At 69.5% G+C, this 25,679-nt stretch carries 25 protein-coding genes; 16 read left to right on the top strand and 9 right to left on the bottom strand.

The genetic code is table 11. The features are described 5' to 3' along the window. From MHY30_RS10355 to MHY30_RS10340, 4 genes are all read left to right on the top strand, one after another. On the top strand, nucleotides 1–355 hold a 355-nt coding region (locus MHY30_RS10355), incomplete at its 5' end, for a DUF4190 domain-containing protein (RefSeq protein WP_239276837.1). Nucleotides 356–397: 42 nt separating this feature from the next. Next, on the top strand, nucleotides 398–766 hold the full coding sequence (locus MHY30_RS10350; protein ID WP_239276836.1) for a DUF3099 domain-containing protein: 369 nt from the start codon (nucleotides 398–400) through the stop codon (nucleotides 764–766). Further along, nucleotides 763–969, top strand: coding sequence for a hypothetical protein (locus MHY30_RS10345; protein ID WP_239276835.1), 207 nt, complete (start codon nucleotides 763–765; stop codon nucleotides 967–969). Before MHY30_RS10350 ends, MHY30_RS10345 begins: the two co-directional genes overlap by 4 nt. An 11-nt stretch (nucleotides 970–980) precedes the next feature. Beyond that, nucleotides 981–1,844, top strand: a complete 864-nt coding sequence (locus tag MHY30_RS10340) for an SURF1 family protein (protein ID WP_239276840.1) — start codon at nucleotides 981–983, stop codon at nucleotides 1,842–1,844. Between the two features lie 197 nt (nucleotides 1,845–2,041). Here MHY30_RS10340 and MHY30_RS10335 read toward each other — a convergent pair whose 3' ends face one another. After that, nucleotides 2,042–3,640, bottom strand: coding sequence for an ABC-F family ATP-binding cassette domain-containing protein (locus MHY30_RS10335; RefSeq protein WP_239276834.1), 1,599 nt, complete (start codon nucleotides 3,638–3,640; stop codon nucleotides 2,042–2,044). A gap of 247 nt (nucleotides 3,641–3,887) precedes the next feature. On the opposite strand from MHY30_RS10335, the gene MHY30_RS10330 reads away from it, so the two are divergent. Genes MHY30_RS10330 through MHY30_RS10315 form a run of 4 tightly spaced genes read left to right on the top strand, consistent with a single transcriptional unit; the run spans nucleotide 3,888 to nucleotide 7,870 of the window. Further along, the gene (locus MHY30_RS10330) at nucleotides 3,888–4,922 is read left to right on the top strand and encodes an iron-siderophore ABC transporter substrate-binding protein (RefSeq protein WP_239276833.1); all 1,035 of its coding nucleotides are present in this window, start codon (nucleotides 3,888–3,890) and stop codon (nucleotides 4,920–4,922) included. Nucleotides 4,923–4,947: 25 nt separating this feature from the next. After that, nucleotides 4,948–5,994 carry an iron ABC transporter permease gene (locus MHY30_RS10325; RefSeq protein ID WP_239276832.1) on the top strand — a complete coding sequence of 349 codons (1,047 nt, stop codon included), beginning with the start codon at nucleotides 4,948–4,950 and terminating at the stop codon, nucleotides 5,992–5,994. Then, nucleotides 5,991–7,049 (top strand): iron chelate uptake ABC transporter family permease subunit, encoded by a 1,059-nt coding sequence (locus MHY30_RS10320; RefSeq protein WP_239276831.1) that lies wholly within the window; start codon nucleotides 5,991–5,993, stop codon nucleotides 7,047–7,049. Before MHY30_RS10325 ends, MHY30_RS10320 begins: the two co-directional genes overlap by 4 nt. Then, nucleotides 7,046–7,870, top strand: a complete 825-nt coding sequence (locus MHY30_RS10315) for an ABC transporter ATP-binding protein (RefSeq protein ID WP_239276830.1) — start codon at nucleotides 7,046–7,048, stop codon at nucleotides 7,868–7,870. Before MHY30_RS10320 ends, MHY30_RS10315 begins: the two co-directional genes overlap by 4 nt. A gap of 62 nt (nucleotides 7,871–7,932) precedes the next feature. On the opposite strand, the gene MHY30_RS10310 is transcribed toward MHY30_RS10315, so the two are convergent. The 7 genes from MHY30_RS10310 to sufB form a co-directional block, all read right to left on the bottom strand. Continuing rightward, a complete protein-coding gene (locus MHY30_RS10310; protein WP_239276829.1) occupies nucleotides 7,933–8,862 on the bottom strand; it encodes a siderophore-interacting protein in 930 nt (309 codons plus the stop codon). 66 nt (nucleotides 8,863–8,928) lie between these two features. Further along, nucleotides 8,929–10,086: a MalY/PatB family protein gene (locus tag MHY30_RS10305; RefSeq protein ID WP_239276828.1), complete on the bottom strand. Its 1,158-nt coding sequence runs from the start codon at nucleotides 10,084–10,086 to the stop codon at nucleotides 8,929–8,931. Nucleotides 10,087–10,246: 160 nt separating this feature from the next. Beyond that, on the bottom strand, nucleotides 10,247–10,576 hold the full coding sequence (locus tag MHY30_RS10300) for a metal-sulfur cluster assembly factor (protein WP_013586729.1): 330 nt from the start codon (nucleotides 10,574–10,576) through the stop codon (nucleotides 10,247–10,249). Nucleotides 10,577–10,585: 9 nt separating this feature from the next. Further along, nucleotides 10,586–11,356, bottom strand: coding sequence for a Fe-S cluster assembly ATPase SufC (sufC, locus tag MHY30_RS10295; protein WP_239276827.1), 771 nt, complete (start codon nucleotides 11,354–11,356; stop codon nucleotides 10,586–10,588). 48 nt (nucleotides 11,357–11,404) lie between these two features. Next, nucleotides 11,405–11,734: a non-heme iron oxygenase ferredoxin subunit gene (locus tag MHY30_RS10290; RefSeq protein ID WP_239276826.1), complete on the bottom strand. Its 330-nt coding sequence runs from the start codon at nucleotides 11,732–11,734 to the stop codon at nucleotides 11,405–11,407. Continuing rightward, nucleotides 11,731–12,924: a Fe-S cluster assembly protein SufD gene (sufD, locus tag MHY30_RS10285; RefSeq protein WP_239276825.1), complete on the bottom strand. Its 1,194-nt coding sequence runs from the start codon at nucleotides 12,922–12,924 to the stop codon at nucleotides 11,731–11,733. The genes MHY30_RS10290 and sufD overlap by 4 nt, the downstream gene beginning before the upstream one ends. After that, nucleotides 12,924–14,342 (bottom strand): Fe-S cluster assembly protein SufB, encoded by a 1,419-nt coding sequence (gene sufB, locus MHY30_RS10280; RefSeq protein ID WP_228164089.1) that lies wholly within the window; start codon nucleotides 14,340–14,342, stop codon nucleotides 12,924–12,926. The genes sufD and sufB overlap by 1 nt, the downstream gene beginning before the upstream one ends. A 253-nt stretch (nucleotides 14,343–14,595) precedes the next feature. Here sufB and MHY30_RS10275 point away from each other — a divergent pair, with 253 nt between their 5' ends. Continuing rightward, entirely contained in the window at nucleotides 14,596–15,564 is a 969-nt protein-coding gene (locus MHY30_RS10275; protein WP_239276824.1) for a heme A synthase, read from the top strand. A gap of 112 nt (nucleotides 15,565–15,676) precedes the next feature. Further along, entirely contained in the window at nucleotides 15,677–16,159 is a 483-nt protein-coding gene (locus tag MHY30_RS10270; RefSeq protein ID WP_239276823.1) for a dinucleotide-utilizing enzyme, read from the top strand. Nucleotides 16,160–16,225: 66 nt separating this feature from the next. Here MHY30_RS10270 and MHY30_RS10265 read toward each other — a convergent pair whose 3' ends face one another. Further along, nucleotides 16,226–17,152: a heme o synthase gene (locus MHY30_RS10265; RefSeq protein WP_239276822.1), complete on the bottom strand. Its 927-nt coding sequence runs from the start codon at nucleotides 17,150–17,152 to the stop codon at nucleotides 16,226–16,228. Nucleotides 17,153–17,378: 226 nt separating this feature from the next. Here MHY30_RS10265 and tkt point away from each other — a divergent pair, with 226 nt between their 5' ends. The 6 genes from tkt to pgl are packed head-to-tail and all read left to right on the top strand — an operon-like array spanning nucleotide 17,379 to nucleotide 25,526. Further along, entirely contained in the window at nucleotides 17,379–19,475 is a 2,097-nt protein-coding gene (tkt, locus tag MHY30_RS10260) for a transketolase (protein WP_239276839.1), read from the top strand. Between the two features lie 21 nt (nucleotides 19,476–19,496). Further along, nucleotides 19,497–20,618, top strand: coding sequence for a transaldolase (gene tal / locus MHY30_RS10255; protein ID WP_239276821.1), 1,122 nt, complete (start codon nucleotides 19,497–19,499; stop codon nucleotides 20,616–20,618). Further along, on the top strand, nucleotides 20,615–22,240 hold the full coding sequence (locus MHY30_RS10250; RefSeq protein WP_239276820.1) for a glucose-6-phosphate isomerase: 1,626 nt from the start codon (nucleotides 20,615–20,617) through the stop codon (nucleotides 22,238–22,240). The genes tal and MHY30_RS10250 overlap by 4 nt, the downstream gene beginning before the upstream one ends. A gap of 3 nt (nucleotides 22,241–22,243) precedes the next feature. Further along, nucleotides 22,244–23,794 (top strand): glucose-6-phosphate dehydrogenase, encoded by a 1,551-nt coding sequence (gene zwf, locus MHY30_RS10245; RefSeq protein ID WP_239276819.1) that lies wholly within the window; start codon nucleotides 22,244–22,246, stop codon nucleotides 23,792–23,794. Next, nucleotides 23,791–24,738: a glucose-6-phosphate dehydrogenase assembly protein OpcA gene (locus MHY30_RS10240; protein WP_239276818.1), complete on the top strand. Its 948-nt coding sequence runs from the start codon at nucleotides 23,791–23,793 to the stop codon at nucleotides 24,736–24,738. Before zwf ends, MHY30_RS10240 begins: the two co-directional genes overlap by 4 nt. Further along, nucleotides 24,735–25,526 (top strand): 6-phosphogluconolactonase, encoded by a 792-nt coding sequence (gene pgl, locus MHY30_RS10235; protein ID WP_239276817.1) that lies wholly within the window; start codon nucleotides 24,735–24,737, stop codon nucleotides 25,524–25,526. The genes MHY30_RS10240 and pgl overlap by 4 nt, the downstream gene beginning before the upstream one ends. The last annotated feature ends 153 nt before the right edge of the window (nucleotides 25,527–25,679 follow it).

Genomic DNA, 25,679 nt, shown 5'->3' with positions numbered 1-25,679 from the left:
GAACTACGGCGCCCCCGCCTACGGCGCTCCCGCCGACTCGGCCTACGGCGCGGGTGGCTACAGCAGCGGTGGCTACGGGACGGCGGTGCGCACGAACGTGCTCGCGATCATCTCGCTCGTGGCATCCATCGCGGGGTTCCTCTGGATCGTTCCCGTCATTGGGCCGATCGCCGGTGTCATCACGGGGCACATCTCGCTCGCGCAGATCAAGCGAACGGGCGAGAAGGGTCGCGGCATGGCGCTGGCCGGCACGATCGTCGGCTGGGTCGGCATCGGCGTGATGGTGCTGTTCCTCATCGTGCTGTTCATCGGGCTGGGCATCGCGGCGAGCAACTCATCTCGATACGGCGCCTAATCGGATCCCACCCCATGGCGACGGGCGTACCCTGGGTTCACCGTGAAGACATCGCCCCGCGCCCAGTCAGCGACGTCGCTCCCGCAGGCTCCGCGGGAGGACGCCGGATCTCGTTTCGCCAAGTACATGGTGATGATGGGGATCCGCATCGCGTGCTTCATCGCGATGGCGGTGGTGACGCCCTACGGGTGGTACACCTTCGTCTTCGCCGCCGGGGCGATCTTCCTTCCCTACCTCGCGGTCATCGTCGCGAACGTCGGGCAGGATGCCGAGGTCTCGAGTGCCGTGAACCCGGAACGCATGATCGAGGCGGCGCAGCCCGCGCCCGCGGCGGCCGCCCCCGACGCCCCGACGGTGATCCGCATCGCCGAGACCCCGCGCCTCGAGCAGCCGCGCGACGACCGGTCGTGATCGACGAGACCGTCACGTGTTCCCGCGCCGGCTGTCGCGCACAGGCCGCGTGGGCCATCCGGTGGCGTAACCCGCGCATCCACGCGGTGGACCGTCGCAAGACCTGGGTGGCCTGCGACGAACACGTCGGGTACCTGCGCGATTTCCTGCGCGCTCGGGATTTCCCCGTGACCGTCACCGCTCTCGAAGGAGATCCGGCGTGAGCGCGCGCACGATGCCCGCCGCAGCGCGGTGGGCGACGTATGTCGGCGTCGCGATCCTGTTCGCCATCGCGTGCGGGTTCCTGTCGAACTGGCAGTTCGCTCGGAACGCCGAGCGATCCGAGCAGCTCCAGCTGGTCGCCGGCAACTACGACGCGCCACCGGTCGCGCTGGGCGATCTCCTCGCTCCCGACGCCGACCTCGCGCCGGGAGACGAGTGGCGCCCGGTCCGCATGACCGGCCAATACGAGTCCGAGAAGCAGCTCTTGGTGCGCAACCGCGCCCACGGCGGATCGGCGGCGTACGAGGTTCTCGTCCCGTTCCGTCTCGACGACGGCCGGATTCTGCTCGTGGACCGCGGGTGGCTGCCTCCCGGCGATCGCCAGCCAGAACCGGATGCCATTCCGGCGGCGCCGAGCGGACCGGTGGAAGTGGTGGTGCGCCTGCGCCCCGGCGAGCCGGTACCGGCATCCGGGCGCACCGCCGAGGCGGGGCAGGTGCCGACCATCAATCTCGGCCTCGTCGCGGAGCAGACCGGACCTCTCGAACAGGGCGCGTACGGCCTCCTGGTGTCCGAGAATCCCGCACCCGCGCAGGCGCCCCTGCCCATCGACCCGCCCAGCGAAGACCCCGGGCCGCACCTGTCGTACGCGATCCAGTGGATCCTTTTCGCCGTCATGGGCTTCGGCTTTCTCACCTACGTCATCGTCAGCGAGCGTCGCATCCGGCGCGAAGAGATCGAGGAGGCCCGCGAGCGCGGCGAAGACCCGCCCGCGCCCACACGGACCAAGCTCGACCCCATCACCGCCCACCGTTCCCGTAAGCGTCCCCGCGACCGGGACGGAGCCGACGAGGACGCGCTGCTGGACGCCCGCTGACGGCGGAGGCCCGAAGATCGAGCGCAGGGGCTCCCGCTTGCCGAAGTCGGCGAGCCGCGGTCAGGCGCGGAGGTCCGAAGATCGAGCGCAGGGGCTCCCGCCTGCCGAAGTCGGCAAGCCGCGGTCAGCGCGGAGGCCGTCCGCGCGACCGGGCGAACCGACGCGAGCGTGCGCGGAAACGTGTGCGCGTGCCCGGGTCAGGCCAGCGTCACCAGGTCCGCGTAGTCGCGGCCCCAGATGTCTTCGACACCGTCCGGCAGGATGAGGACGCGTTCGGGGTTGAGCGCCTCGACGGCCCCTTCATCGTGCGAGACCAGCACGACGGCGCCCTCGTAGTGCGCGAGAGCGCCGAGGATCTCCTCGCGCGACGCGGGGTCGAGGTTATTCGTCGGCTCATCGAGCAACAGCATGTTCGCCGAGGAGACCACGAGCGTCGCGAGCGACAGGCGTGTCTTCTCGCCGCCGGAGAGGACACCGGCGGGCTTGAGGACGTCGTCGCCCACGAACAGGAACGAGCCCAGGACTTTGCGGGCCTCGGTCGCGGTGATGTCGGGGGCCGCCGACATCATATTGTCGAGCACCGACCGATTCACGTCGAGGTTCTCGTGCTCCTGGGCGTAGTAACCGATCTTCAGGCCGTGGCCGGGCTCGAGCTGGCCGGTGTCGGGCTTGTCGACGCCCGCGAGGATGCGCAGGAGGGTCGTCTTTCCCGCACCGTTGAGTCCGAGGATGACCACGCGCGATCCCCGGTCGATCGCGAGGTCCACGTCGGTGAAGATCTCGAGCGAGCCGTACGACTTGGAAAGGCCCGATGCCATCAGCGGGGTCTTGCCGCACGGCGCCGGCTTGGGGAACCGGAGTTTGGCGACCCGCTCGTCCTGACGCACGTCATCCAGACCCTTGAGCATCTTCTCGGCGCGCGCCACCATTTGGTGCGCGGCGGCGGCCTTCGACGCCTTGGCGCCGAAGCGCGCGGCCTGCTGCTGCAGCGCGGTGGCCTTCTTCTCGACGTTGGCGCGCTCCTTCTTACGGCGCTCCTCGTCGGCCACCCGCTGGCGCAGGTAGTTCTTCCAGTTCATGTTGTAGACGTCGATGACCTGGCGATTGGCATCCAGGTAGAACACGCGGTTCACCGTCTCGCCCACGAGCTCGACGTCGTGCGAGATCACGATGAGCCCGCCCTTGTATCCCTTCAGGAACTCGCGCAGCCACACGACGCTGTCGGCGTCGAGGTGGTTGGTCGGCTCGTCGAGGATCATCGTCTGCGCGTCGGAGAACAGGATGCGCGCCAACTCGATGCGGCGGCGCTGGCCGCCTGAGAGCGTCTTCAGCGGCTGGTCGAGGATCCGGTCGGGAAGCGACAGGTTATGGGCGATGGATGCCGCCTCGGCCTCGGCCGCGTAGCCGCCCTGCGCCTCGAACCGCTCGGTGAGGTTGGCGTACTTCTTCATCGCCTTGGCCGCGACCGCGGCATCGTCGCTGCCCATCGCGAGCGACGCCTCCTGCATGCCCAGCGCGAGGGTGCCGAGTCCGCGGGCGTCGAGGATGCGGGTGCGCGCGAGCATCTCGGGATCGCCCGAACGGGGATCCTGCGGGAGGTATCCGAGCTCTCCGCTGCGGTCGACGCCTCCGGCGGAGGGCAGCAGATCACCGGCGAGCACCTTGGTGAGCGTGGTCTTTCCGGCGCCGTTGCGACCGACCAGCCCGATCTTGTCGCCGTCCGAGACGCGGAACGACACCTCCGACATCAGCACGCGCGCGCCGACGCGGATCTCGAGATCGTGCACGGCGAGCACAGCAGACGTCCATTCGCTAGAGGAAAGGGAGGAGCGGCCGATGATGGCCAGCCACCCAGTATACGTCGACCGGAGAACACACCACCGTCGAGCGGATCCGCGCGGGAGACGGCATCCGGCTCGCGTCGCTCGGGCGATACCCCACGGTCGAGACAATCCGCGGAGGGAAAGGGCATCGGGTTTGCGGTCACCCGTTCCGCGTGATCTAAACTAAGCCTATCCTTACCTAACCCGCAGGAGGTCTTCTGTGTCCCGTTTCCGCGCGTTGGCAGCGCTCGCCGCCACCACGGCCCTCGTCCTGACCGGCTGCGCCGGCACCGCCGCCACGCCCGGCGCCCAGGATGCCTCTCCCTCGTCCGACGGCGAGTTCCCCGTCACGATCGAGCACGCCTTCGGCGAGACGACGATCCCGGCGGAGCCCGAGCGCGTCGTCGCCGTTAGCTGGGGCAACCAGGAAGCGGCCCTCGCGCTCGGTGTCGTGCCCGTGGCGATGCCGAAGGTCACGTGGGGCGACGAGGACGGCGACGGCATGCTCCCGTGGGTCAAGGACAAGCTCGACGAGCTCGGCGTTGAGACGCCCACGCTCATGGACGAGACGAACGGCTTCGACTACGAAGCCATCGCCGACGCCCGCCCCGACGTCATCCTCGGCGCCTACTCCGGCATGACGGAAGAGGAGTACGAGACCCTGAGCAAGATCGCGCCCGTCGTGGCCTACCCCGACATCGCCTGGGGCACGTCTTGGCAGGAGATGACGCTGACGGATGCCAAGGCCCTGGGCCTCGAGAGCGAAGCCGAGACGCTGGTCGCCGACCTGGAGAAGCACGTCACCGACGAGGCCGCGAAGTACCCCGCGATCAGCGGCAAGGCCACGCTGTTCACCTACCTCGACCCCACCGACCTCAGCACCGTGGGCTACTACTCGCTGAAGGACCCCCGCGCCCTGTACCTCAGCGAACTCGGCATGACCCCGGCGAAGGCCGTCGAGACCTCGAGCGCCGACAGCGACACGTTCTGGTTCACCCAGAGCACCGAGAACATCGAGAACTTCTCGGACGTCTCCGTCGTCGTCAGCTACGGCGACGAGAAGACCCTCGCGCAGCTGCAGGCCGACCCGCTGTGGTCGCGCATCCCGGCCATCGCCTCGGGTGCGGTCGTGATGCTGCCCGACAACACCTCGATCGCCGCCGCGGGCAACCCGAGCCCCCTCTCGATCGGCACGACCTTCGGCGACGAGTACATCGGTCTCGTCGGCGCGGCCGCCGAGAAGGCCGGCTCCTGATGTCGCTTCCCGACAGCTCGGCGCGATGACCGTTCTCGCCCCGACCCCGACCGCCCCCGGCGACGCGCGTCCGCGTCGTTGGGGGCGGCGCCGGGTCGTCGGCGTCGCCGTCCTGGTGACGGCACTCGTCATCGTCGCCGTGCTCTCGGTGACGTTCGGAGCCCGAGACGTCGCCCCCGCCGACATCTGGGCCGGGCTCGGCGGGTCGACCGACACCGCCTCTGCGGCCGCCGTGGGCAAGCGTGTGCCTCGAACCATCCTCGCGATGCTCGTCGGCGCCGCGCTCGCGGTCGCGGGCGCGGTCCTCCAGGGCGCCACCCGCAATCCTCTCGCCGACCCTCAGATCCTCGGGATCAACGGCGGCGCCTCGCTCGCGATCGTCACCGGCATCGCCTTCTTCGGGCTGAGCACGGCGTCGGCCTACATCTGGGTGGGCTTGCTCGGCGCGGGTGCGGCCGCGGTGCTGGTATACGCGATCGGTTCGCTCGGACGCGGCGGCCCGACGCCGCTGCGGTTGGCCCTCGCCGGGGCTGTGACCGCCGTCGCCTTCAGCTCGCTCGTCAGCGCCATCCTCCTGCCGCGCATCAACGTGATGAACGTGTTCCGCTTCTGGCAGATCGGCGGCGTCGGCGGCGCGACGCCCGAGACGATCCTGCAGGTGCTCCCCTTCCTCCTCGTCGGATTCGTGGTCTGCTTCGCGAGCGCATCGGCGCTGAACACCCTGGCTCTGGGCGACGAGCTGGCCGCGGGCCTCGGGGCGCGCGTTCGCACCGCTCGCCTGCTGTCCTCAGCCGGTGCGGTGATCCTCTGCGGAGCCGCGACCGCCGTCGCCGGTCCGATCGGCTTCATCGGCCTCGTCGTCCCGCACATGATCCGCCTCGTCGTCGGCGTCGACCACCGCTGGCTCCTCCCCGTCTCGGCGCTGGGCGGCGCCGTGCTCCTGACCCTCGCCGACGTCCTCGGCCGCATCGTCGCGCGCCCCGAGGAGATCGAGGTCGGAATCATCACGGCCCTCATCGGCGCCCCCTTCTTCATCGCCCTCGTCCGCCGTCAGAAGATGAGGGCCCTGTGACCACCGTGCTGGCTCCCCCCGCCCCCGCCGCGCTGAACGCGGTCGCCGCCGGTCGGCGTCGGCGTCGCCGTCGCTGGACGCTGGTGACCGGCATCCTGGCCGTCCTCCTCATCGTGGTCTTCGCGCTCTCCCTCATGCTCGGTCAGACCTCCTACTCCCCCGCCGAGGTCCTCGGGGTGCTGACGGGGCAGACGGTCCCGGGCGCCTCCTTCACGGTGGGAGAACTGCGGCTGCCGCGTGCCCTCACGGGTCTTCTCACGGGCCTGTGTTTCGGCATGGGCGGCGTCGTGTTCCAGACCATGCTCCGCAACGCCCTGGCCAGCCCGGACGTCATCGGCATCAACACCGGCGCCAGTGCGGCCGCGGTCATCGGCATCGTCGTCCTCGGCCTCAGCGAGACCGCCGTGTCGTTCCTCGCGATGGTCGCCGCCCTGGGCGCGGCCCTGTCCATCTACCTGCTCGCCTACCGCAAGGGCGGCTCCGGCGCCCGCCTCATCCTCGTCGGCATCGGCGTCGCCGCGATGTGCCAGGCGGTCGTGTCCTACGTGATCTCGCGCGCCGCCGAATGGGATCTTCCCGCCGCCATGCGCTGGATCACCGGAAACCTCAATGATGCGACATGGAACCGGGCCCTCCCCGTCCTCGGCGCCGTGGCGATCCTGGGCCCGGTGCTCCTGATCCTCGCCCGGCGTCTGGAGATCCTGCGCATGGGCGACGACACCGCCGCCGCCGTCGGCCTCCCTGTCGAACGCAGCCGACTGCTGCTCATCGTCGCGGCCGTGGGCCTTCTCGCCTTCGGCACCGCGGCGGCCGGGCCGATCGCTTTCGTCTCGTTCCTCGCCGGCCCGATCGCGGTCCGCATCCTCGGCCCCGTCGGGTCGCCCGTGCTCCCCGCCGGGCTCGTCGGCGCCCTCCTCGTCCTCATCGCCGACTTCTGCGCCCAGTACGCGTTCGGCACGCGTCTCCCCGTCGGCGTGATCACCGGCGTCCTGGGCGCTCCCTATCTCATCTACCTGCTCGTCCGCAGCAGTCGATCCGGAGGAACCACGCTATGACCACCGAGCGCACCCTGCGGGCCGAGGGGGTCACCCTGGGCTACGGCGATCGCACGATCGTGGAGTCTTTGACCCTCGACGTCCCCCCGGGCCGCGTCACCACCATCGTCGGCGCCAACGCGTGCGGAAAGTCGACGCTGCTGAAGGCGATGGCGCGGCTGCTGAGCCCCGCGCGCGGCGAAGTGCTGCTCGACGGCAAGGCGATCCACCGGCTGCCCACCAAGCAGGTCGCTCGCATCCTGGGCCTTCTCCCCCAATCGCCGCTCGCACCCGACGGCATCGCCGTCTCCGACCTGGTGAGCCGGGGACGCCACCCCCACCAGGGCGCACTGTCGCGGTGGACCCGCGCCGACGACGAGGCCGTCGCTCGCGCCTTGGATGCCACCGACACCACGCACCTGGCCGACCGGCACGTCGACGAACTCAGCGGGGGGCAGCGTCAGCGCGTGTGGATCGCGATGGCCCTCGCACAGGAGACCGACATCCTGCTGCTGGACGAACCCACGACGTTCCTCGACATCAGCCATCAGATCGACGTGCTCGATCTGCTCACCGACCTGAACCGCCACCGCGGGACGACCGTGGTCATGGTGCTGCACGACCTCAATCTGGCCGCGCGGTACGCCGACCACCTCGTCGCCATGTCGGCCGGACGGGTGATCGCCGCCGGAGACCCGGGCGACGTGCTCACCGAGGACACGGTGCGCGAGGTCTTCGGTCTCGACAGCCGTGTCGTCCCCGATCCGCTGACCGGGCGCCCGATGGTGATCCCCCTGGGGCGGCACCACACCGTGAGCGAGACCACCCCCGTGGTTCGCTGAGGAGCGCGCCCTCCGGGCGCGTCACCCTTCCGACCGGGCTCACCGCTCCGGTCGGGAAGCGCTCAGCCCGTGCGCTCCACCTGACCGGCGCGCCAGTACCCCATGAACGCGACACGCTTGCGGTCGACGCCGCAGCCCTGGACGAGGAGCCGGCGCAGCACCTTGACCGTCTGCGACTCGCCCGCGATCCAGGCGTAGAACTCGCCCTCGCCGTCGTCGGGGCTGTCCCACAGCAGGTCGACATCGACGTCGATGTCTTCCAGCGCCTGCGGGCGGGGTGCTGCCGCCCGTGCGAGCAGTTCTCCGGACACCGCGGTCCACGCCTCGATGGCCTCGATGAGGGCCTCGCCATGCGGGCGCTCGTCGCGAGCGAGCCAGCGCACGCGCCCGCGCGCCGCGGTGAGCGGCAGCGCATCGTCGACCGAGGGAACCTCGATGAACGCCTCGGCCTCGACGCCCGGACCGAGTCCTTCCAGCACCGCGCAGATCGCCGGGGCCGCGGTCTCGTCGCCGGCGAGGAGGATGCGCCGAGCCGTGCCCGGGTGGAAGTCGATGCCCTGCGCGGATTCGGGGCTGCGCGCGTCAGGTCCGACGACGATGAGGCGATCGCCCACCGCCGCGGTTTCGGCCCAGCTGCCCGCCGGTCCGGCATCGTGGTGGAGGACGAAGTCGATGTCGAGCTCGAGAGCCTCCGGGTCGATGCGGCGCACGGTGTACGTGCGGAACGGCATCCGCTCCGCATCGGGAAGGTCACGCCAGCGCGCGTACCACTCGCCGTTGTCGATCGCCTCGGGGTCGGCCTGTCCGATGTCGCACAGTCGGCCGTCGGGCCCAGGCAGCACGATCTTCACGCGCTGGTCTCGACGGTCCACCCCGAAGACGTCGAAGTCGGGCGACGTGAGCGTGATGCGGGCGAAGTGCGGTGACAGCAGCCGCGCGCTCTTGACCACGGCGACGTACGGGCGGTAGGCGGGACGCGTGGCTGTCTTCACCCGATAAGGATATCCTTACCTATCCTCGGATGCCACGCCCGGGGCGGGGGAAGTCTCGTCACCGAACTACCCGGTGAGGGTCGCCGTACGCTCGATGGCCTCGCGCAGCACCTCGGGAGAGCAGCCGAAGTTGATGCGGACGTGCCCGGCGCCCTCGACGCCGAAGTACGGGCCGAGGTGGAACGCGACCTTCGCCTCTCGCCGGATCTTGGTCGCCGGGTTGTCACCCCAGCCGTAGGCCGAGAGGTCCACCCACGCGAGGAATCCGGCATCCGGGACCCGATATCGCGCGAGCGGCAGATGATCGGCGAGGAGACCCGCCAGGAGGTGTCTGTTCTCGTCCAGCGCCGCGCGCAGCCCATCCAGCCAGACGTCGCTCTCGAGGGCGAACGCCGCCACCGCGGCGCGCGCACCGAACAATCCGGTCCGCCACTCCACCTCGGCGGGGAGCCCCGCCACCACGGCCGTGCGCTCGTCCGACGCCGTGACCATGAGAGCGCACTTGAGGCCCGCGAGGTTGAAGGCCTTGCTCGCGCTGACGAACGCGAAGCCCACGCGCGCCGCGAGGTCCGAAGCCGCCAGGAACGGCGTGAAGGTGGCGCCGGGATGGACGAGAGGCGCGTGGATCTCATCGCTGAGAACGACAGCCCCGTGCCGGTCGGCGATCTCGGCGAGACGCGCGAGGGCGGCGCGGGAGTGAGCGGTTCCGGTGGGATTGTGCGGGTTGCACAGCAGCACGGCGCGGGCTCCGGATGCCAGGGCGGCAGCGATCGCGTCGAGGTCGAGCGCCCACCCGTCCCCGGTGTCGCGCAGCGGCACCCTCTCGACCACTCCGCCGGCCTCGGGGATGCAGTCGTAGAAGGGCGGATACACCGGCGGCGTGACGACGACGCGGTCGCCCGGCGCGATCGACGCGCGCAGAACCTCGACGATCCCCATCATCACGTCGCACGTGCTCCGCACACGTGCCGGGTCCACCGTCCATCCGAAACGGCGCTCGGCGAATGCCGCGTAGGCGCGCGCAAGACCCGGGTCGGGCGGTGTGTACCCGGTGTCCCCGCGCTCCACCAGGCTCGCAAGCTCGCGAGAGATGGCGGGTGCGAGGGGGAAATCGGTCTCGGCGACGAACAGGGGCAGCACGTCCTCGGGATACGTCCGCCACTTCGAGCTCGAGCGCTCGCGTAGACGTTCGAGCGGAAGGGCACGAAGAGGGGCGACGCTCATGCTCCGAGGCTAGCGAATCGCCCGCGCCTCCCCCCGTGGCCGGTGTTACACCACGTCATCCCGAACACGACGAGAGCCCCGGCATTGCCAGGGCTCTCGGACAGCGTGCTCCACCAGCCGATGGGGTTCGGACCCTTCGCTGCGGAGAAGCGCCGCGTCGTCAGATCGCGAAGCCGAGGGCGCGCATCATGTCGCGACCGTCATCGGTGATGCGCTCGGGACCCCACGGCGGCATCCACACCCAGTTGATGCGGAACCGGTCCACCACGTTGTCGAGAGCCTGCGCGGTCTGCTCCTCCAGCACGTCGGTGAGAGGGCAGCCCGCCGACGTCAGCGTCATGTGGATGACGAGAGCGTCGTTCTCGTCGTCCCACGCGAGGTCGTAGATCAGGCCCAGGTCGACGACATTGATCCCCAGTTCGGGGTCCATGACGTCCTTGAGGGCCTCGGTGACCTCGTCGTATTTCTCGGGAGCGAGGGTTGCGGTCATGTAACGATCCTACGCGTCGATCGGAGTACCGGCCTCGAGGAAGCGGTCGTAGCCCTCTTCCTCGAGTCGGTCGGCGAGCTCCGGCCCGCCCTCTTCGACGATGCGGCCCTTGACGACGACGTGAACGTAGTCCGGGCGGATGTAGCGCAGGATTCGCGTGTAGTGCGTGATGAGCAGCACACCGAGGTCGGTCTGCTCCTTGGCGCGGTTCACGCCCTCGGAGACGATCTTGAGGGCGTCGACATCCAGGCCGGAGTCGGTCTCGTCGAGCACGGCGATCTTCGGCTTGAGCAGCTCCAGCTGCAGGATCTCGTGACGCTTCTTCTCGCCGCCCGAGAAGCCTTCGTTGACGTTGCGCTGGGCGAACTTCGCGTCCATGCGCAGGTTCTCCATGGCGCCCTTGACGTCCTTGGTCCACGACCGGATCGCCGGCGCTTCGCCGTCGATCGCCGTCTTGGCGGTGCGGAGGAAGTTGGTCACCGTGACACCGGGGATCTCGACGGGGTACTGCATCGCGAGGAACAGACCCGCACGGGCGCGCTCGTCGACGCTCATCTCGAGGACGTCCTCACCGTCGAGCGTGATCGAGCCGCTCGTGACGGTGTACTTGGGGTGACCGGCGATGGTGTACGCCAGGGTCGACTTGCCGGAGCCGTTGGGGCCCATGATGGCGTGGGTCTCGCCGGTGCGCAGCGTCAGCGTCACACCGTTGAGGATCGGGGTCGTGCCGGCATCCGTCTCGACCGTCACGTGGAGGTCGCGGATCTCGAGGACAGACATGGTGTTCCTTACTCGGTAGTTCGGGGAGTCGAAAGGGGGCGCGGGCCGTCAGGCCGACGCCTTGGTGACGGCAGGGTCGATGAGCACGTCGTCGCCGTCGATCACGACCTCGTACACGGGGACCGGCTCGAAGGCCGGGAGATTGAGGGGGCGACCGGTCTTCAGCGAGAAAGCCGAGCCGTGCGCCCAGCACTCCAGCGTCTCGCCCTCGACGAAACCGTCCGAGAGCGAGATGTCGCCGTGGGTGCACACGTCGCCGATCGCGTGGACCTCACCGTTGCCGTCGAGCACGACCGCGATGGCGACGCCATCGACCTCGACCCGGCGGGCCTCGTCCTGCACGAGCTCACTGAGCCCGCACACGCGCGACGCGCTCACGCCGCCGCGCCTTCGGCCAGCTCGCGCTCGATGGCCTCGATGAGCTCGGTCTCGAGCTCGGGGATGCCGATGCGCTGGACGATCTCGCTGAGGAAGCCGAGCACGACCAGGCGCCGGGCCTCGTCCTCGGCGATACCGCGCGCCTGCAGGTAGAACAGCTGCTCGTCGTCGAAGCGTCCGGTGGCGCTGGCGTGGCCGGCGCCCTGGATGTCGCCGGTCTCGATCTCGAGGTTCGGGATCGAGTCGGCGCGCGCGCCGTCGGTGAGGACGAGGTTGCGGTTGGCCTCGTACGAGTCGGTGCCGGTGGCATCCGGTCCGATGAGGACGTCGCCGATCCAGACGCTCCGCGCGCTGGCGCCCTGCAGCGCGCCCTTGTACAGGACGTCGCCGACGGTGTGCGGACCCTTGTGGTGCAGGTACACCTGCGACTCGAGGTGCTGGCCGGCGTCCGAGAACGACAGGCCGTAGAGCCGTCCCTCGCTGCCGGCGCCCGAGAGCTCGACCGACGGGTTCACGCGCACGACGCCGCCCCCGAAGCTCACGACGACGTGCGTGAGCTTGGCGTCACGGTCGACCCGCGCCTGATGCGAGGAGGCGTGGATCGCGTCGTCGTCCCACTTCTGCACGGAGACGACCGTGAGGTCGGCGCCGTCGCGCACCAGGATCTCGACGTTCTGCGCGTGCTGCGCGGTTCCCTCGTGACGCAGCACCACCGTGCCGCGCGAGTTCGGCTGCGCTTCGATGACCACGTGCGCGTGTGCGAGCCCACCGGTACCGGTCAGCCGCACGACGACCGGCTCGTCGAGCTCGACGTTCGCCGGGATGCGCAGCAGCGGCGCCTCGGGCTCGTGCACCCAGGCCAGAGCCGCCGTCACGTCCTCCGGGCGGAAGTGCTCGCCGCGCGGAGCGCTGTCGGGAGCGAGCCGCAGCTGCTCGACCGCGTCGGGTGCCGAGACCTCGACCCGCATGACGCCCTCGGCGCCGGCCTGGTCGACGAACAACGGAGCCAGCCGGTCGATGGGGGTCAGCTTCCAGTTGACCTCGCGGCCGGTGGGGGCACCGAAGTCGCTCGGGTCGAACGAGGTCGGACGCTCCGACCGGGTCTGCACGGGAGCAACGGATGCCACCAGGGCGGCAGGGTCGATGTGACCCTCCGCGGCACCGGCGGGGGTCTGGGTCGCTGTCGTCATCAGCCGACGGATCCTTCCATGCCCATCTCGATGAGCTTGTTCAGTTCGAGCGCGTACTCCATGGGCAGCTCGCGGGCGATCGGTTCGATGAACCCGCGCACGATCATCGCCATCGCTTCGTCCTCGGGGAGACCGCGGGACTGCAGGTAGAACAGCTGCTCCTCGCTGACCTTCGAGACCGTGGCCTCGTGACCGAGTTGCACGTCGTCGACGCGGATGTCGATCGCGGGATACGTGTCCGAGCGGGAGATCGTGTCGACCAGGAGCGCGTCGCAGCGCACGGTGTTGGCGGAGTGGTGCGCATTGGCATCCACCCGCACCTCGCCGCGGTAACCGGCGCGACCGCCGCCGCGGGCGATGGACTTCGACACGATCGAGGACTGCGTGTACGGCGCCATGTGGATCATCTTGGCGCCGGCGTCCTGGTGCTGACCGGGGCCCGCGAAGGCGACGGAGAGCGTCTCCCCCTTGGCGTGCTCGCCCATGAGGTAGATGGACGGATACTTCATCGTCACCTTGGAGCCGATGTTGCCGTCGACCCACTCCATGGTCGCGCCCTCGTGGGCGACGGCGCGCTTGGTGACGAGGTTGTAGACGTTGTTCGACCAGTTCTGGATCGTCGTGTAGCGCACGCGAGCGTTCTTCTTCACGATGATCTCGACGACGGCCGAGTGCAGCGAGTCGCTCTTGTAGATCGGGGCCGTGCAGCCCTCGATGTAGTGCACGTAGCTGTCTTCGTCGGCGATGATCAGGGTCCGCTCGAACTGACCCATGTTCTCGGTGTTGATGCGGAAGTACGCCTGGAGCGGGATCTCGACGTGCACGCCCTTGGGGACGTAGACGAACGAGCCGCCCGACCAGACGGCGGTGTTCAGCGCGGCGAACTTGTTGTCGCCCGCCGGGATGACGGTGCCGAAGTACTCCTCGAAGAACTCGGGGTGCTCGCGCAGAGCCGTGTCGGTGTCCATGAAGATGACACCCTGCTCCTCCAGGTCCTCACGGATCTGGTGGTACACGACCTCGGACTCGTACTGCGCAGCGACGCCCGCGACGAGGCGCTGACGCTCGGCCTCGGGGATGCCGAGCTTCTCGTACGTGTTGCGGATCTCCTCGGGGAGGTCTTCCCACGTCTGCGCCTGCTTCTCGGTGGAGCGCACGAAGTACTTGATGTTGTCGAAGTCGATCTCGGAGAGATCGGCGCCCCACGTCGGCATGGGCTTGCGGCCGAAGAGCTGATACCCCTTCAGACGGGTCTTCAGCATCCATTCGGGCTCGGACTTCAGCGCGGAGATACCGCGCACGACGTCTTCGTTGATTCCTCGCTGGGCGACGGCGCCGGCGGCATCGGTGTCGTGCCAGCCGAATTCGTACACCCCCAGTCCCTCGAGTTCGGGACGGTCGATGAGCACATCGGTCATGGTGGTCACTCTCCTTCTCGGGCCTCAACGGTGTCATCCGCCCCGACATTCCCCGTCGGACTCCGGTCGGAGTCTCAGGAACGTCGCTGGTGGGCCCGCTCGAAGGCGCTGGCTTCGCGCCTAGAATGTCAAGGGTGCAGAACGCGCGAGCGCTGCACCAGAAGACCCTTCGATTCTACAGGCAACACCCGCTCCCGGCACGGCGCAGACCCGCCGCCGCGGCCCGAGAGCCCGCCGCCAGGAGGCTGCGCGCATGTCCCCCTCTTCGTCCCCCCGCGTCCTGCGACGCGTCGTCGACTGGCTTCCCGCCCACGTCGATCGTCGCCTGCGGGTGTTCGCCTGGCTGTCCTTCCTCGCGGAAGTGCTCATCATCGGCACCGGCGGCGCCGTCCGCCTCACCGGCTCGGGGCTCGGCTGCCCGACGTGGCCGCGCTGCACGCCCGACTCGCTCGTGAACACCCCCGAGATGGGAATCCACGGAATCATCGAGTTCGGTAACCGCACGCTGACGGGGGTCGTCGGCATCCTGGCCCTCGCGGTCGTGGTGCTCATGTGGCGTCTGCGGCGCGAGCGCCGCACGATGTTCGTGCTCGCGCTCGTCGTGCTCGGGGGCATCGTCGCGCAGGCCGTCGTCGGCGGGATCACCGTACTGACAGGCCTGAACCCGTTCATCGTCGGCTTCCACTACCTCGCTTCGGTCGTGCTCGTCACCGTGTGCGCGGCGTTCCTCACCCTCATGTACCTCCCGGCGGGTCCGCGCGAGCGCGTCGTGCCGACCTGGTTCGCGGGCCTCGTGCACGCCACGACCGCTGTCTTGGCGCTGACCATCGTCTTCGGCGTTCTCACCACCGGCGCGGGGCCGCACTCGGGTGACGCCGCCGCCGTACAGCGCAACGGCTTCGATGCCGAGGTCCTCGAGCACGTGCACGCGTGGCCGGGGTACGCGCTGTTCGTGCTCACTCTCGTGATCGTCGTGCTCGCGTGGCGTCAGCGCCTCGCCGTGCGCCGGTGGGCGACCGCGCTCCTCGCTGTCGAGCTCGTGCAGATCGCGGTCGGGCTGTATCAGGCCCGCAACGGCCTGCCCGAGCTGGCGGTCGGCGTCCACATGGTGCTCGCGGCCCTCACCGCCGCGGCGATGACGGTCGTGGTGCTGCGGCTGAAGGCTCCCCTCGCGGTCGTCCGCCCGGCCGAGCGCGATGTCGTCGAGGCCGTGCGGCGCTGACCTTAGCGCCTTCATAGGCGATTCATCGAGCGCCCAGGGGCGATGCACCGGCGGGTGCGAGACTGTGGACCCTCCGGTGCCGACCGTGCCCGGAATCGAAGGAGTTCATTCCATGCAGACCCGCCCCCGCCTGCTGACCAGCGTGCCCTTCTGGGCGCTCCTGGTCCTTTCTCTGGCCGCAGTGTTCGGCGGACTCGTCATCGTCCTGCGTCAGATCGACGCGATGCAGGCCGTGCTCAACGACCCGAACGCCACCGTCGTGACGGTCTACGTCGCTCAGTCGTGGGCGATCCTCGGTGCCGCGCTCCTGAGCGCCGGCGTGATCGGCATCCTCGCGACTCTGGCGGTCGCCGCCGTGGTCTCCACCCGGCACCGCCCGGATGTGTCGGTCGAGACGATCGACTGGAGCAGCGACGACGAGAGCGCCCCCGAGGCGGCCTTCGCCACCGCACCGGCGAACCCCGCGGCCGCGTCGGCCGCTCCCGCGACTCCGCTCGTCCTGGAGGACGCGGACATCGAGACCACGTCCGACACGCCCGCTCCCCCGCAGGCCACCGCGTCGCGTGACGCCGACGAGGACTCGACGCGCCGCTGACCGCGCGCGACACGAAGAACCGCCCGCCCCGATGACCGGGGCGGGCGGTTCTTCATGTCTCGGTGATCAGAACGGCAGCAGCGGGTCGACCGCGATCGCGACGAAGACCAGGGTGAGGTACGTGATCGAGGCGTGGAAGACACGCATCGGACGCGACTCGTCCCCCTGCACCGCACGCGCGTAAAGACGGTGCGACTCGTAGATGAACCAACCGCCGAACACCAGGGCGGACACGGTGTAGACGACGCCCATGGATGCCACGGGGATCAGCAGGAGCGAGCACGCGACCGTTGCCCACGCGTACAAAATGACCTGGAGACCCACCTGAGAGCCGCTGCGGGTGGCGCCGAGCATGGGGACGTCGACCTCGTCGTACTGGTCCGCGTACTTCATCGACAGCGGCCAGTAGTGCGGGGGCGTCCACAGGAACACCAGCGCGAACAGGATGAACGGCGCCCACGAGAGCGAGCCGGTCACCGCGGACCACCCGATCAAGACGGGGAAGCAGCCCGCGATACCGCCCCACACGATGTTCTGCTCGGTGCGACGCTTGAGGATCATCGTGTAGATGACGACGTAGAAGAAGATCGCGCCCGCCGACAGCGCCGCCGCGAGCGGGTTGGTGAACGCCCACAACCAGACCGTGGACACGATGGCGAGGGTCCACGCGAACGTGAGGGCACCGCGCGGCGACACCTCGCCGGTCACGAGCGGCCGGTTCTCGGTGCGCTGCATGTGGGCGTCGATGTCGCGGTCGAGGTACATGTTGAACGCCGCCGCCGACCCCGCGCTCAGCGAGCCGCCGATGACGGTCGCGAAGATGAGCCAGATGTCGGGGAGTCCGCGGGCGGCGAGGATCATCACCGGCACGGTCGTGACGAGCAGGAGCTCGAGAACGCGGGGCTTCGTCAGCGCGACATAAGCGCGAAGGGTGCGTCCGACGGAGCGGCGATCGGTCGTCGCAGTGACGTGCGACGTCGTCGAGATGTCCATCGTCCCCCGGGGTAGAGCGTGAGTATCCCCACGATTCTATGGCATCGCGTACATACGACCGGCCGCCTGTCGACCCCCGTCACAGGATGCCGTGCGCCTCGGCGTTCTCGCTATGCTGGCGATACGTGCGCCCCGCGCCGACCACCCCACCCCACTCTCGCTCCGACGGCGAGGCGTGCGGCGTCGGATCGTGACCCGGGCGCACAAGATCGAGAAAGGCACCGTGTTGTCGGACTTCGAATGGGACGAGATCGATCGGCGCGCGGTGGACACCGCTCGCATTCTGGCGGCAGACGCTGTCGAGAAGGTGGGCAACGGACACCCCGGCACCGCGATGTCGCTCGCACCGGCCGCCTACCTTCTGTACCAGCGGGTCCTCCGCCATGACCCGGCCGACACCCACTGGCCGGGCCGCGACCGCTTCATCCTCTCGGCGGGGCACTCCTCGCTCACTCAGTACGTGCAGCTCTACCTCGGCGGCTTCGGTCTCGAGCTGAAGGATCTGCAAGCCCTGCGGACGTGGGGCTCCCTCACCCCCGGCCACCCCGAGTTCGGCCACACCGACGGCGTCGAGATCACCACCGGGCCGCTCGGCCAGGGGCTCGCGTCGTCCGTCGGTTTCGCCTACGCGGCCCGCTATGAGCGGGGTCTCTTCGACCCCGAGTCCCCCGCCGGCGAAAGCCCCTTCGACCACTACGTCTACGTCATCGCGGGCGACGGCGACCTCCAGGAGGGTGTCACCAGCGAGGCATCCTCGCTGGCGGGTCACCAGGAGCTCGGCAACCTCATCGCGATCTACGACTCGAACCAGATCTCGATCGAAGACGACACCAACGTCGCCTTCACCGAGGACGTGCAGAAGCGCTACGAGTCGTACGGCTGGCACGTCCAGACGGTCGACTGGAAGAAGACCGGCCAGTACGTCGAAGACGTCGCCGAGCTGAACGCCGCGATCGAGGCCGCCAAGGGAGAGACGAGCAAGCCCTCGCTGATCATCCTCAAGACGATCATCGGGTGGCCCTCCCCCGGCAAGCAGAACTCCGGCAAGATCCACGGCTCGGCTCTCGGGGCCGACGAGCTGCGCGCGACCAAGGAGGTCCTCGGCTTCGACCCCGAGCAGCACTTCGCCGTCGCCGACGACGTGCTCGCCCACACCCGCCAGCTGGTCGAGCGCGGCGAGGCCGAGAAGGCCGCCTGGCAGGAGAAGTTCGACGCGTGGGCCGCGAAGAACCCGGAGCGCAAGCAGCTGTGGGATCGCCTGCAGGCGCGTGAACTCCCGGCCGACATCGCCGATGCGCTCCCCGCCTTCGAGGCCGGCAAGGATGTGTCGACGCGCGCCGCCTCCGGTGCCGTGATCAACGCGCTGGCCGCCGAGCTCCCCGAGCTCTGGGGCGGTTCGGCCGATCTGGCCGAGTCGAACCTGACCACGATCAAGGATGCCAAGTCCTTCATCCCCGAGTCCTGGTCGACGCACGAGTGGTCGGGCGACCCCTACGGCCGCGTGCTGCACTTCGGCATCCGTGAGCACGCGATGGGGGCGATCCTCAACGGCATCGTCCTGCACGGCCCGACCCGCCCGTTCGGCGGCACGTTCCTCATCTTCAGCGACTACATGCGCCCGCCGGTGCGCCTGGCCGCGCTGATGAACATCCCGACGATCTTCGTCTGGACGCACGACTCGGTCGCCCTCGGCGAGGACGGCCCGACGCACCAGCCGATCGAGCAGCTGGCGAGCCTGCGCGCCATCCCGAACCTGGCCGTGGTCCGCCCCGCGGATGCCAACGAAACCTCGGTCGTGTGGCTCGAGATGCTGCGCCGCACCGCCGGACCCGCCGGAATCGCCCTGACCCGCCAGAACATCCCGGTGTTCCCCCGCGGTGAGGGCGAGGCCTCGGGCGACGAGTTCGCCTCGGCCGCCCACGCGGTCAAGGGGGCGTACGTGCTCGCCGAGGCCGCGAACGGCGAGCCGGACGTCATCCTCATCGCCACGGGCTCGGAGGTCCAGCTGGCCGTCCAGGCTCGCGAGACCCTCGCCGCCGAGGGCGTGCACGCGCGCGTCGTGTCGGCACCGTCGCTGGAGTGGTTCGCCGAGCAGGACGAGGCGTACCGCGAGTCGGTGCTGCCCGCCTCGGTCAAGGCCCGTGTGTCGGTCGAGGCCGGTTCGGCCTTGACCTGGCAGGGCATCGTGGGCGACGCCGGCCGCTCGGTCGCGATCGACCACTTCGGCGCCTCGGCCGACTACAAGACCCTGTTCCAGAAGTTCGGCATCACCGCCGAGGCCGTCGTGTCGGCCGCGCGCGAGTCGATCGCCGCCGCGAAGTAAGTCCAGGAGAGAACAACGATCATGAGCACTCCCACCGAACAGCTGTCCGCTCAGGGCGTCAGCATCTGGCTCGACGACCTGTCGCGTCAGCGCATCCAGTCGGGCAACCTCGCCGAACTCATCGAGAAGCGCAACGTCTCCGGTGTGACGACGAACCCGACCATCTTCGCCGGCGCGCTGTCGAAGGGCGAGGCCTACGAAGGTCAGGTCCAGGAACTGGCCGGCCACGGCGCCGGCGTCGACGAGGCGATCTTCTCGATCACCACCGACGACGTGCGCGACGCGTGCGACATCTTCCTGCCGGTGTTCGAGGCCACCGGGGGCGTCGACGGCCGCGTGTCGATCGAGGTCTCCCCCGACCTCGCCCACGACACCGAGGGCACGATCGCACAGGCCAAGGATCTCGCCGCGCGCGTCGATCGTCCGAACGTCCTCATCAAGATTCCCGCGACCAAGGCGGGCCTGCCCGCCATCACCGAGGTCATCGGTGCCGGGATCTCGGTGAACGTCACGCTGATCTTCAGCCTCGAGCGCTACGCCGAGGTCATCGACGCCTACCTCGCCGGCGTGGAGAAGGCGCGGGAGGCGGGCCACGACATCGCCACCCTGCAGTCGGTCGCCTCGTTCTTCGTCTCGCGCGTGGACACCGAGGTCGACAAGCGCCTCGCCGCGATCGGCACCGACGAGGCCGCCGCGCTCAAGGGCAAGGCGGGCCTTGCCAACGCGCGCCTGGCGTACGAGCTCTATGAGCAGAAGTTCGCCGAGGACCGCGCGAAGGAGCTTCTCGCCGCCGGCGCCACCGTCCAGCGCCCACTGTGGGCCTCGACCGGCGTCAAGGACCCCGCTCTGCCCGACACGCTGTACGTCACGGAGCTCGTCGCGCCGGGCACGGTCAACACCATGCCCGAGAAGACGCTCGAAGCCACCTTTGATCACGGCGTGATCACCGGTGACACGATCACCGGCGCCTACGCCGATGCACACGAGGTCTTCGACCAGCTCGCGGCGGCCGGCGTGGACTTCGCCGCGGCCACCCAGGCGCTCGAGGACGAAGGCGTCGAGAAGTTCATCGCCTCGTGGCACGAGCTTCAGCAGACGGTCGCCACGGCGCTCGAGGCCGGAAGCGCCCAGGCCGCGAAGTGACCTTCGCCGTCAAGGTCAGCGGCCACGTCAAGGCGGTCGTCGACGCGGAACTGCCCGAGCTGATCGAGTCGCTCGTCGCTTCGGGGATCACCGCCCAGGATGCCACGCTGTGGGGTCCTGCGGCGGAGGACGAGGCGTCCCGGCGACTCGGGTGGGTGCAGGCGGTCTCCGTCTCGCGCCCGCTCGTGCCCGAGATCACCGCCCTGCGCGACGCGTACGTCGCGCAGGGCGTGACCCGGGTCGTGCTGGCCGGCATGGGCGGCTCGTCGCTCGCGCCCGAGGTCATCGCGCAGTCGGCGGGGGTTCCCCTCGTCATCCTCGACTCGACCGCCCCCGGCCAGGTGCTCGCCGCCATCGACGGCGACGCCGAGTCCGGTGGTCTGCGAGAGACGGTCCTGGTGGTCTCGAGCAAGTCCGGTTCCACGATCGAGACGGATGCGGCCAAGCGCGCGTTCGAGACCGCCTTCCGCGACGTCGGCATCGACCCCGCGGAGCGGATCGTCGTGGTCACCGACCCCGGGTCTCCCCTCGAGCAGTCGGCCCGCGCGGACGGCTACCGCGTATTCACCGCAGACCCCACCGTGGGCGGCCGCTACTCGGCGCTGACCGCGTTCGGCCTGGTGCCCGCGGGTCTCGCGGGCGTCGACATCGACGACCTGCTCGACGAAGCGGATGCCACGCTGCTCGAGGTCGCGATCGACTCCCCCGAGAACCCGGCGCTCGTGCTCGCGGCGGCCATCGCCGGCGGGGGCGCACAGCGTCGCGACAAGCTCGGGCTCGTCACCGACGGCAGTCACCTCCCCGGTCTCCCGGACTGGATCGAGCAGCTGATCGCCGAGTCGACCGGCAAGGACGGCACGGGCATCCTTCCCGTCGTCCTCCTCCCGGTCTCGCCCGAACTCGAGACGAAGCCCGCAGACCTCCAGGTCGTGCGCTTCGTCGACCACGCCGACGCCTTCCACCTGTTCGAACGCCACGAGGGCGAGGTGCTCGTCAGCGGCTCGCTGGGGGCTCAGTTCGTCGTGTGGGAGTACGCCACCGCCATCGCGGGGCGACTCCTCGGGATCGACCCGTTCGATCAGCCCGATGTCGAAGCGGCCAAGGTCGCCGCACGGACGCTCCTGGCCGCGCGCCCCGCGCCGACCGAACCTGCGTTGGTCCTCGACGGCGTCGAGGTCCGCGTGTCGGACCCGGCCCTGGCATCCGGGGGCACGCTCGCCGGCGTGCTCGATGCGCTGTGGGCGTCCGTGCCCGCGGACGGCTACGTCAGCATCCAGGCGTACGTGAACCGGAACGACCTGCCGCAGCTGGCGGGCCTGCGCGAACTCGTGGCGGCCGACTCCGGCCGCCCGACCACGTTCGGGTGGGGACCGCGATTCCTCCATTCCACGGGCCAGTACCACAAGGGCGGACCCGCCAACGGCGTCTTCCTGCAGATCACCGAGCGGACCGAGGTCGACCTGGAGATCCCCGGTCATCCGTTCACGTTCGGTCAGCTCATCCACGCACAGGCCGCGGGCGACGCGAGCGTGCTGTCGGACGGCCACGGCCGCCCCGTCGTCACCCTCACGCTCACCGACCCGCAGGTCGAGGTGCTCTCACTCTTCGAGGCGGCGCAGTAAAGCATGGTCGTAGAGATCTCACCCGGTCACAATCCCCTCCGCGATCCCGACGATCGCCGTCTGAACCGCATCGCGGGCCCCAGCGCGCTGGTCATCTTCGGCGTCACGGGCGACCTGTCGCGCAAGAAGCTCATGCCCGCCGTGTACGACCTGGCCAATCGCGGGCTCCTCCCGCCCGGCTTCGCCCTCGTCGGCTTCGCGCGGCGGGATTGGGAGGACCAGGATTTCGCGAAGGTCGTGCACGAGTCGGTGAAGCAGTACGCGCGCACCGAGTTCCGCGAGGAGACCTGGCAGGAGCTGCTGGAAGGCATCCGCTTCGTCCAGGGCGAGTTCGACGACCCCGAGGCGTTCCGCCGTCTGCGCGAGACCGTCGACAAGCTCGATGTCGAACGCGGCACGATGGGCAACCACGCCTACTACCTGTCCATCCCCCCGAAGGCCTTTCCGCTCGTCACGACGCAGCTCAAGGCTTCCGGTCTGGTGGGCGAGCGGGCGGACGACACCACGGGCTGGCGCCGCGTCGTGATCGAGAAGCCCTTCGGCCACGATCTCGCCTCGGCCCGCGAGCTGAACCAGGTCGTCGAGAGCGCTTTCCCCGCCGACTCGATCTTCCGGATCGACCACTACCTCGGCAAGGAAACCGTCCAGAACATCCTCGCGCTGCGCTTCGCCAACGAGCTGTACGAGCCGATCTGGAACCGCAACTACGTCGACCACGTGCAGATCACGATGGCCGAGGACATCGGCGTCGGCGGTCGCGCCGGCTACTACGACGGGATCGGCGCCGCACGCGACGTCATTCAGAACCACCTGCTGCAGCTGCTCGCCCTCACCGCGATGGAGGAACCGATCAGCTTCAACGCGGCCGACCTGCGCGCGGAGAAGGAGAAGGTCCTCGCGGCGGTGCGCCTGCCGGAGAACCTCGCCGAGGCGACCGCTCGCGGGCAGTACGCCGGCGGGTGGCAGGGCGGCGAGAAGGTGCTCGGCTTCCTCGAGGAAGACGGCATGAACCCGCAGTCGGTCACCGAGACGTACGCCGCGATCAAGCTCGAGATCAACACGCGTCGCTGGTCGGGTGTTCCGTTCTACGTCCGCAGCGGCAAGCGTCTGGGCCGCCGCGTCACCGAGGTGGCCGTGGTGTTCAAGCGCGCCCCTCAGCAGCTGTTCTCGCGCAGCCAAACCGAAGAACTGGGACAGAACGCGCTCGTCATCCGTGTCCAGCCCGACGAGGGCGTGACGATCCGGTTCGGCTCCAAGGTTCCCGGCGACGGCACGCAGGTGCGCGACGTGACGATGGACTTCGGCTACGGGCACGCCTTCACCGAAGCGAGCCCGGAAGCCTACGAACGACTCATCCTCGACGTGCTGCTCGGCGATCCGCCGCTCTTCCCGCGGCACGAAGAGGTCGAGCTCAGCTGGAAGATCCTCGACCCGATCGAGGAGTTCTGGGCCGCCCAGGGCGGGCCGCTCGAACAGTATTCGCCCGGGTCGTGGGGACCGGCATCCGCCGATGAACTGCTCGCCCGCGATGGCCGCACGTGGAGGCGCCCGTGATCATCGACCTGCCCGACACCACCGTCAGCGCGATCTCGAAGAAGCTCGTCAGCGTCCGTGAGGAGGGCGGTGCCGTCGCTCTGGGCCGCGTGCTGACCCTCATCATCGTCACCCGACACGGAGCCGAAGAAGAGGTCATCGAGGCGGCGAACGACGCGTCGCGCGAGCACCCGATGCGCGTGATCGCCGTCCTGTTCGGTGACGAGGACGAAGAACCCCGCCTCGACGGGCAGATCCGTGTGGGCGGCGACGCCGGGGCGAGCGAGGTGATCGTGCTGCGCGCGCACGGTGCCGCCGCCTCGAACGCCGAGAGCCTGGTCACCGGGCTCCTCCTTCCCGACGCGCCGGTGGTCGCGTGGTGGCCGGCCGAGGCCCCGACCGACCCGTCGCTGTCGGCGATCGGCCGTATCGCGCAGCGTCGGATCACGGATGCCTCGTCCCAGGCCGATCCCACCGCGTGGGTCGCGCACCTCGGCGAACACTACGCGCCCGGCGACACCGACTTCGCGTGGACCCGGGTGACACGGTGGCGCGAGCAGCTGGCCGCGGTGCTCGACCAGCCGCCGTACGAGCCGGTGACCGCGATCACGGTGTCCGGCTCGAGCGACTCTCCGTCCACGGCACTTCTGGCGGCCTGGCTCGGACTCAAGCTTCAGGCCCCCGTCGACTACAGCTACCTGCCCTCGGAGGAATGGTCGAGCGGGATCAAGTCCGTGCGGCTGACCCGGGCCAGCGGCGACACGCTTCTCGAGCGGCCGACGCCGGGCGTGGCCATCCTCACCCAGCCCGGACAGCCGACGCACGAGCTGGACTTCCCGCGTCGCACTCTGCGCGAGTGCCTCGCCGAAGAGCTGCGTCGCCTCGACCCGGACGTGCTCTACGGCCGTGTGCTGACCCAGTGCACCGAACTGCTGCACACCCTCGACGAGCGGAGCGAGCGATGACAGAAAACGGCTCCGCGAAGCGCGTCATCATCAAGCGGGATGCCGAGACCCTCGCCGACTACGTGGCGACGCGTTTCGTCAATCGCATCGTCAAGCGGGTCGCCGAGGGCAAGCGTATGCACATCTGCCTAACGGGCGGCACGATGGGCGGCGCTGTACTTCGCTCCGCCGCGCGCGACCCGCGGGCGTCCGAGATCGACTGGTCGTTGGTGCACTTCTGGTTCGGCGACGAGCGCTTCGTCGCACGCGACTCCGACGACCGCAACGACCGTCAGGCGCGTGCCGCCCTACTGGACGGTCTGGACATCCCGGCGGCGAACATCCACACCGTCGCGTCGACCGATGACGGCCTCGACCTGGATGCGGCGGCGATCGCATACGCCGACGAGCTGGCGCAGTTCGCCCCGTCGGACCGCAGCGAGACGGGTCCCTGGCCGTCGTTCGACATCTGCTTCCTCGGGGTCGGACCCGACGCGCACATCGCCTCGCTGTTCCCCGACAGGCCGGAGATCTCCGTCACCGACCGCGCCACCGTGCCGGTGCGCGATTCGCCCAAGCCTCCGCCGGAGCGCATTTCCCTGACGCGTCCCGTCATCAACTCGTCCAAGCGCGTGTGGATGGTGATCGCCGGCGCCGACAAGGCCGCGGCTCTGGGTCTCGCCCTCGCCGGAGCGAGCTATCAGAGCGTCCCCGCGGCGGGGGCCAAGGGGCGGCGTCGCACGGCGTTCTTCGTCGACGAGGCGGCCGCCGATCAGGTGCCGCCGCAGCTGATCGACCGCGAGTACTGACGGACGATTTCCGTTCCCGAGGGCTGGATGCGTGGCATCCGGCCCTCTTTCGTTTGCCCGGACGAAAATCTCTTGTTTTTCACCCGAGTGCGGCTCTACAGTTTCACCCTGGGGGCATCCAGGACGGAGCGGCGACTCGCCCGCTGCGCCGTC

The sequence above is a fragment of the Microbacterium sp. ACRRU genome (assembly GCF_022346945.1).
Lineage (GTDB): Bacteria > Actinomycetota > Actinomycetes > Actinomycetales > Microbacteriaceae > Microbacterium > Microbacterium mcarthurae.
Note: the sequence above shows the minus strand (reverse complement) of the source record. Positions and strands in the feature narration are given on the sequence as shown.

Excerpts from the sequence above, each read along its gene's own strand:
- tal (WP_239276821.1), top strand. The coding sequence starts at position 19,497 with ATGAGCACTCCCACCGAACAGCTGTCCGCTCAGGGCGTCAGCATCTGG.
- MHY30_RS10265 (WP_239276822.1), bottom strand. The coding sequence starts at position 17,152 with ATGGACATCTCGACGACGTCGCACGTCACTGCGACGACCGATCGCCGC.
- MHY30_RS10300 (WP_013586729.1), bottom strand. The coding sequence starts at position 10,576 with ATGACCGCAACCCTCGCTCCCGAGAAATACGACGAGGTCACCGAGGCC.
- MHY30_RS10275 (WP_239276824.1), top strand. The coding sequence starts at position 14,596 with ATGTCCCCCTCTTCGTCCCCCCGCGTCCTGCGACGCGTCGTCGACTGG.
- MHY30_RS10270 (WP_239276823.1), top strand. The coding sequence starts at position 15,677 with ATGCAGACCCGCCCCCGCCTGCTGACCAGCGTGCCCTTCTGGGCGCTC.
- MHY30_RS10305 (WP_239276828.1), bottom strand. The coding sequence starts at position 10,086 with ATGAGCGTCGCCCCTCTTCGTGCCCTTCCGCTCGAACGTCTACGCGAG.
- MHY30_RS10315 (WP_239276830.1), top strand. The coding sequence starts at position 7,046 with ATGACCACCGAGCGCACCCTGCGGGCCGAGGGGGTCACCCTGGGCTAC.
- sufB (WP_228164089.1), bottom strand. The coding sequence starts at position 14,342 with ATGACCGATGTGCTCATCGACCGTCCCGAACTCGAGGGACTGGGGGTG.
- MHY30_RS10340 (WP_239276840.1), top strand. The coding sequence starts at position 981 with ATGCCCGCCGCAGCGCGGTGGGCGACGTATGTCGGCGTCGCGATCCTG.
- pgl (WP_239276817.1), top strand. The coding sequence starts at position 24,735 with ATGACAGAAAACGGCTCCGCGAAGCGCGTCATCATCAAGCGGGATGCC.
- zwf (WP_239276819.1), top strand. The coding sequence starts at position 22,244 with ATGGTCGTAGAGATCTCACCCGGTCACAATCCCCTCCGCGATCCCGAC.
- sufD (WP_239276825.1), bottom strand. The coding sequence starts at position 12,924 with ATGACGACAGCGACCCAGACCCCCGCCGGTGCCGCGGAGGGTCACATC.
- MHY30_RS10325 (WP_239276832.1), top strand. The coding sequence starts at position 4,948 with ATGACCGTTCTCGCCCCGACCCCGACCGCCCCCGGCGACGCGCGTCCG.
- sufC (WP_239276827.1), bottom strand. The coding sequence starts at position 11,356 with ATGTCTGTCCTCGAGATCCGCGACCTCCACGTGACGGTCGAGACGGAT.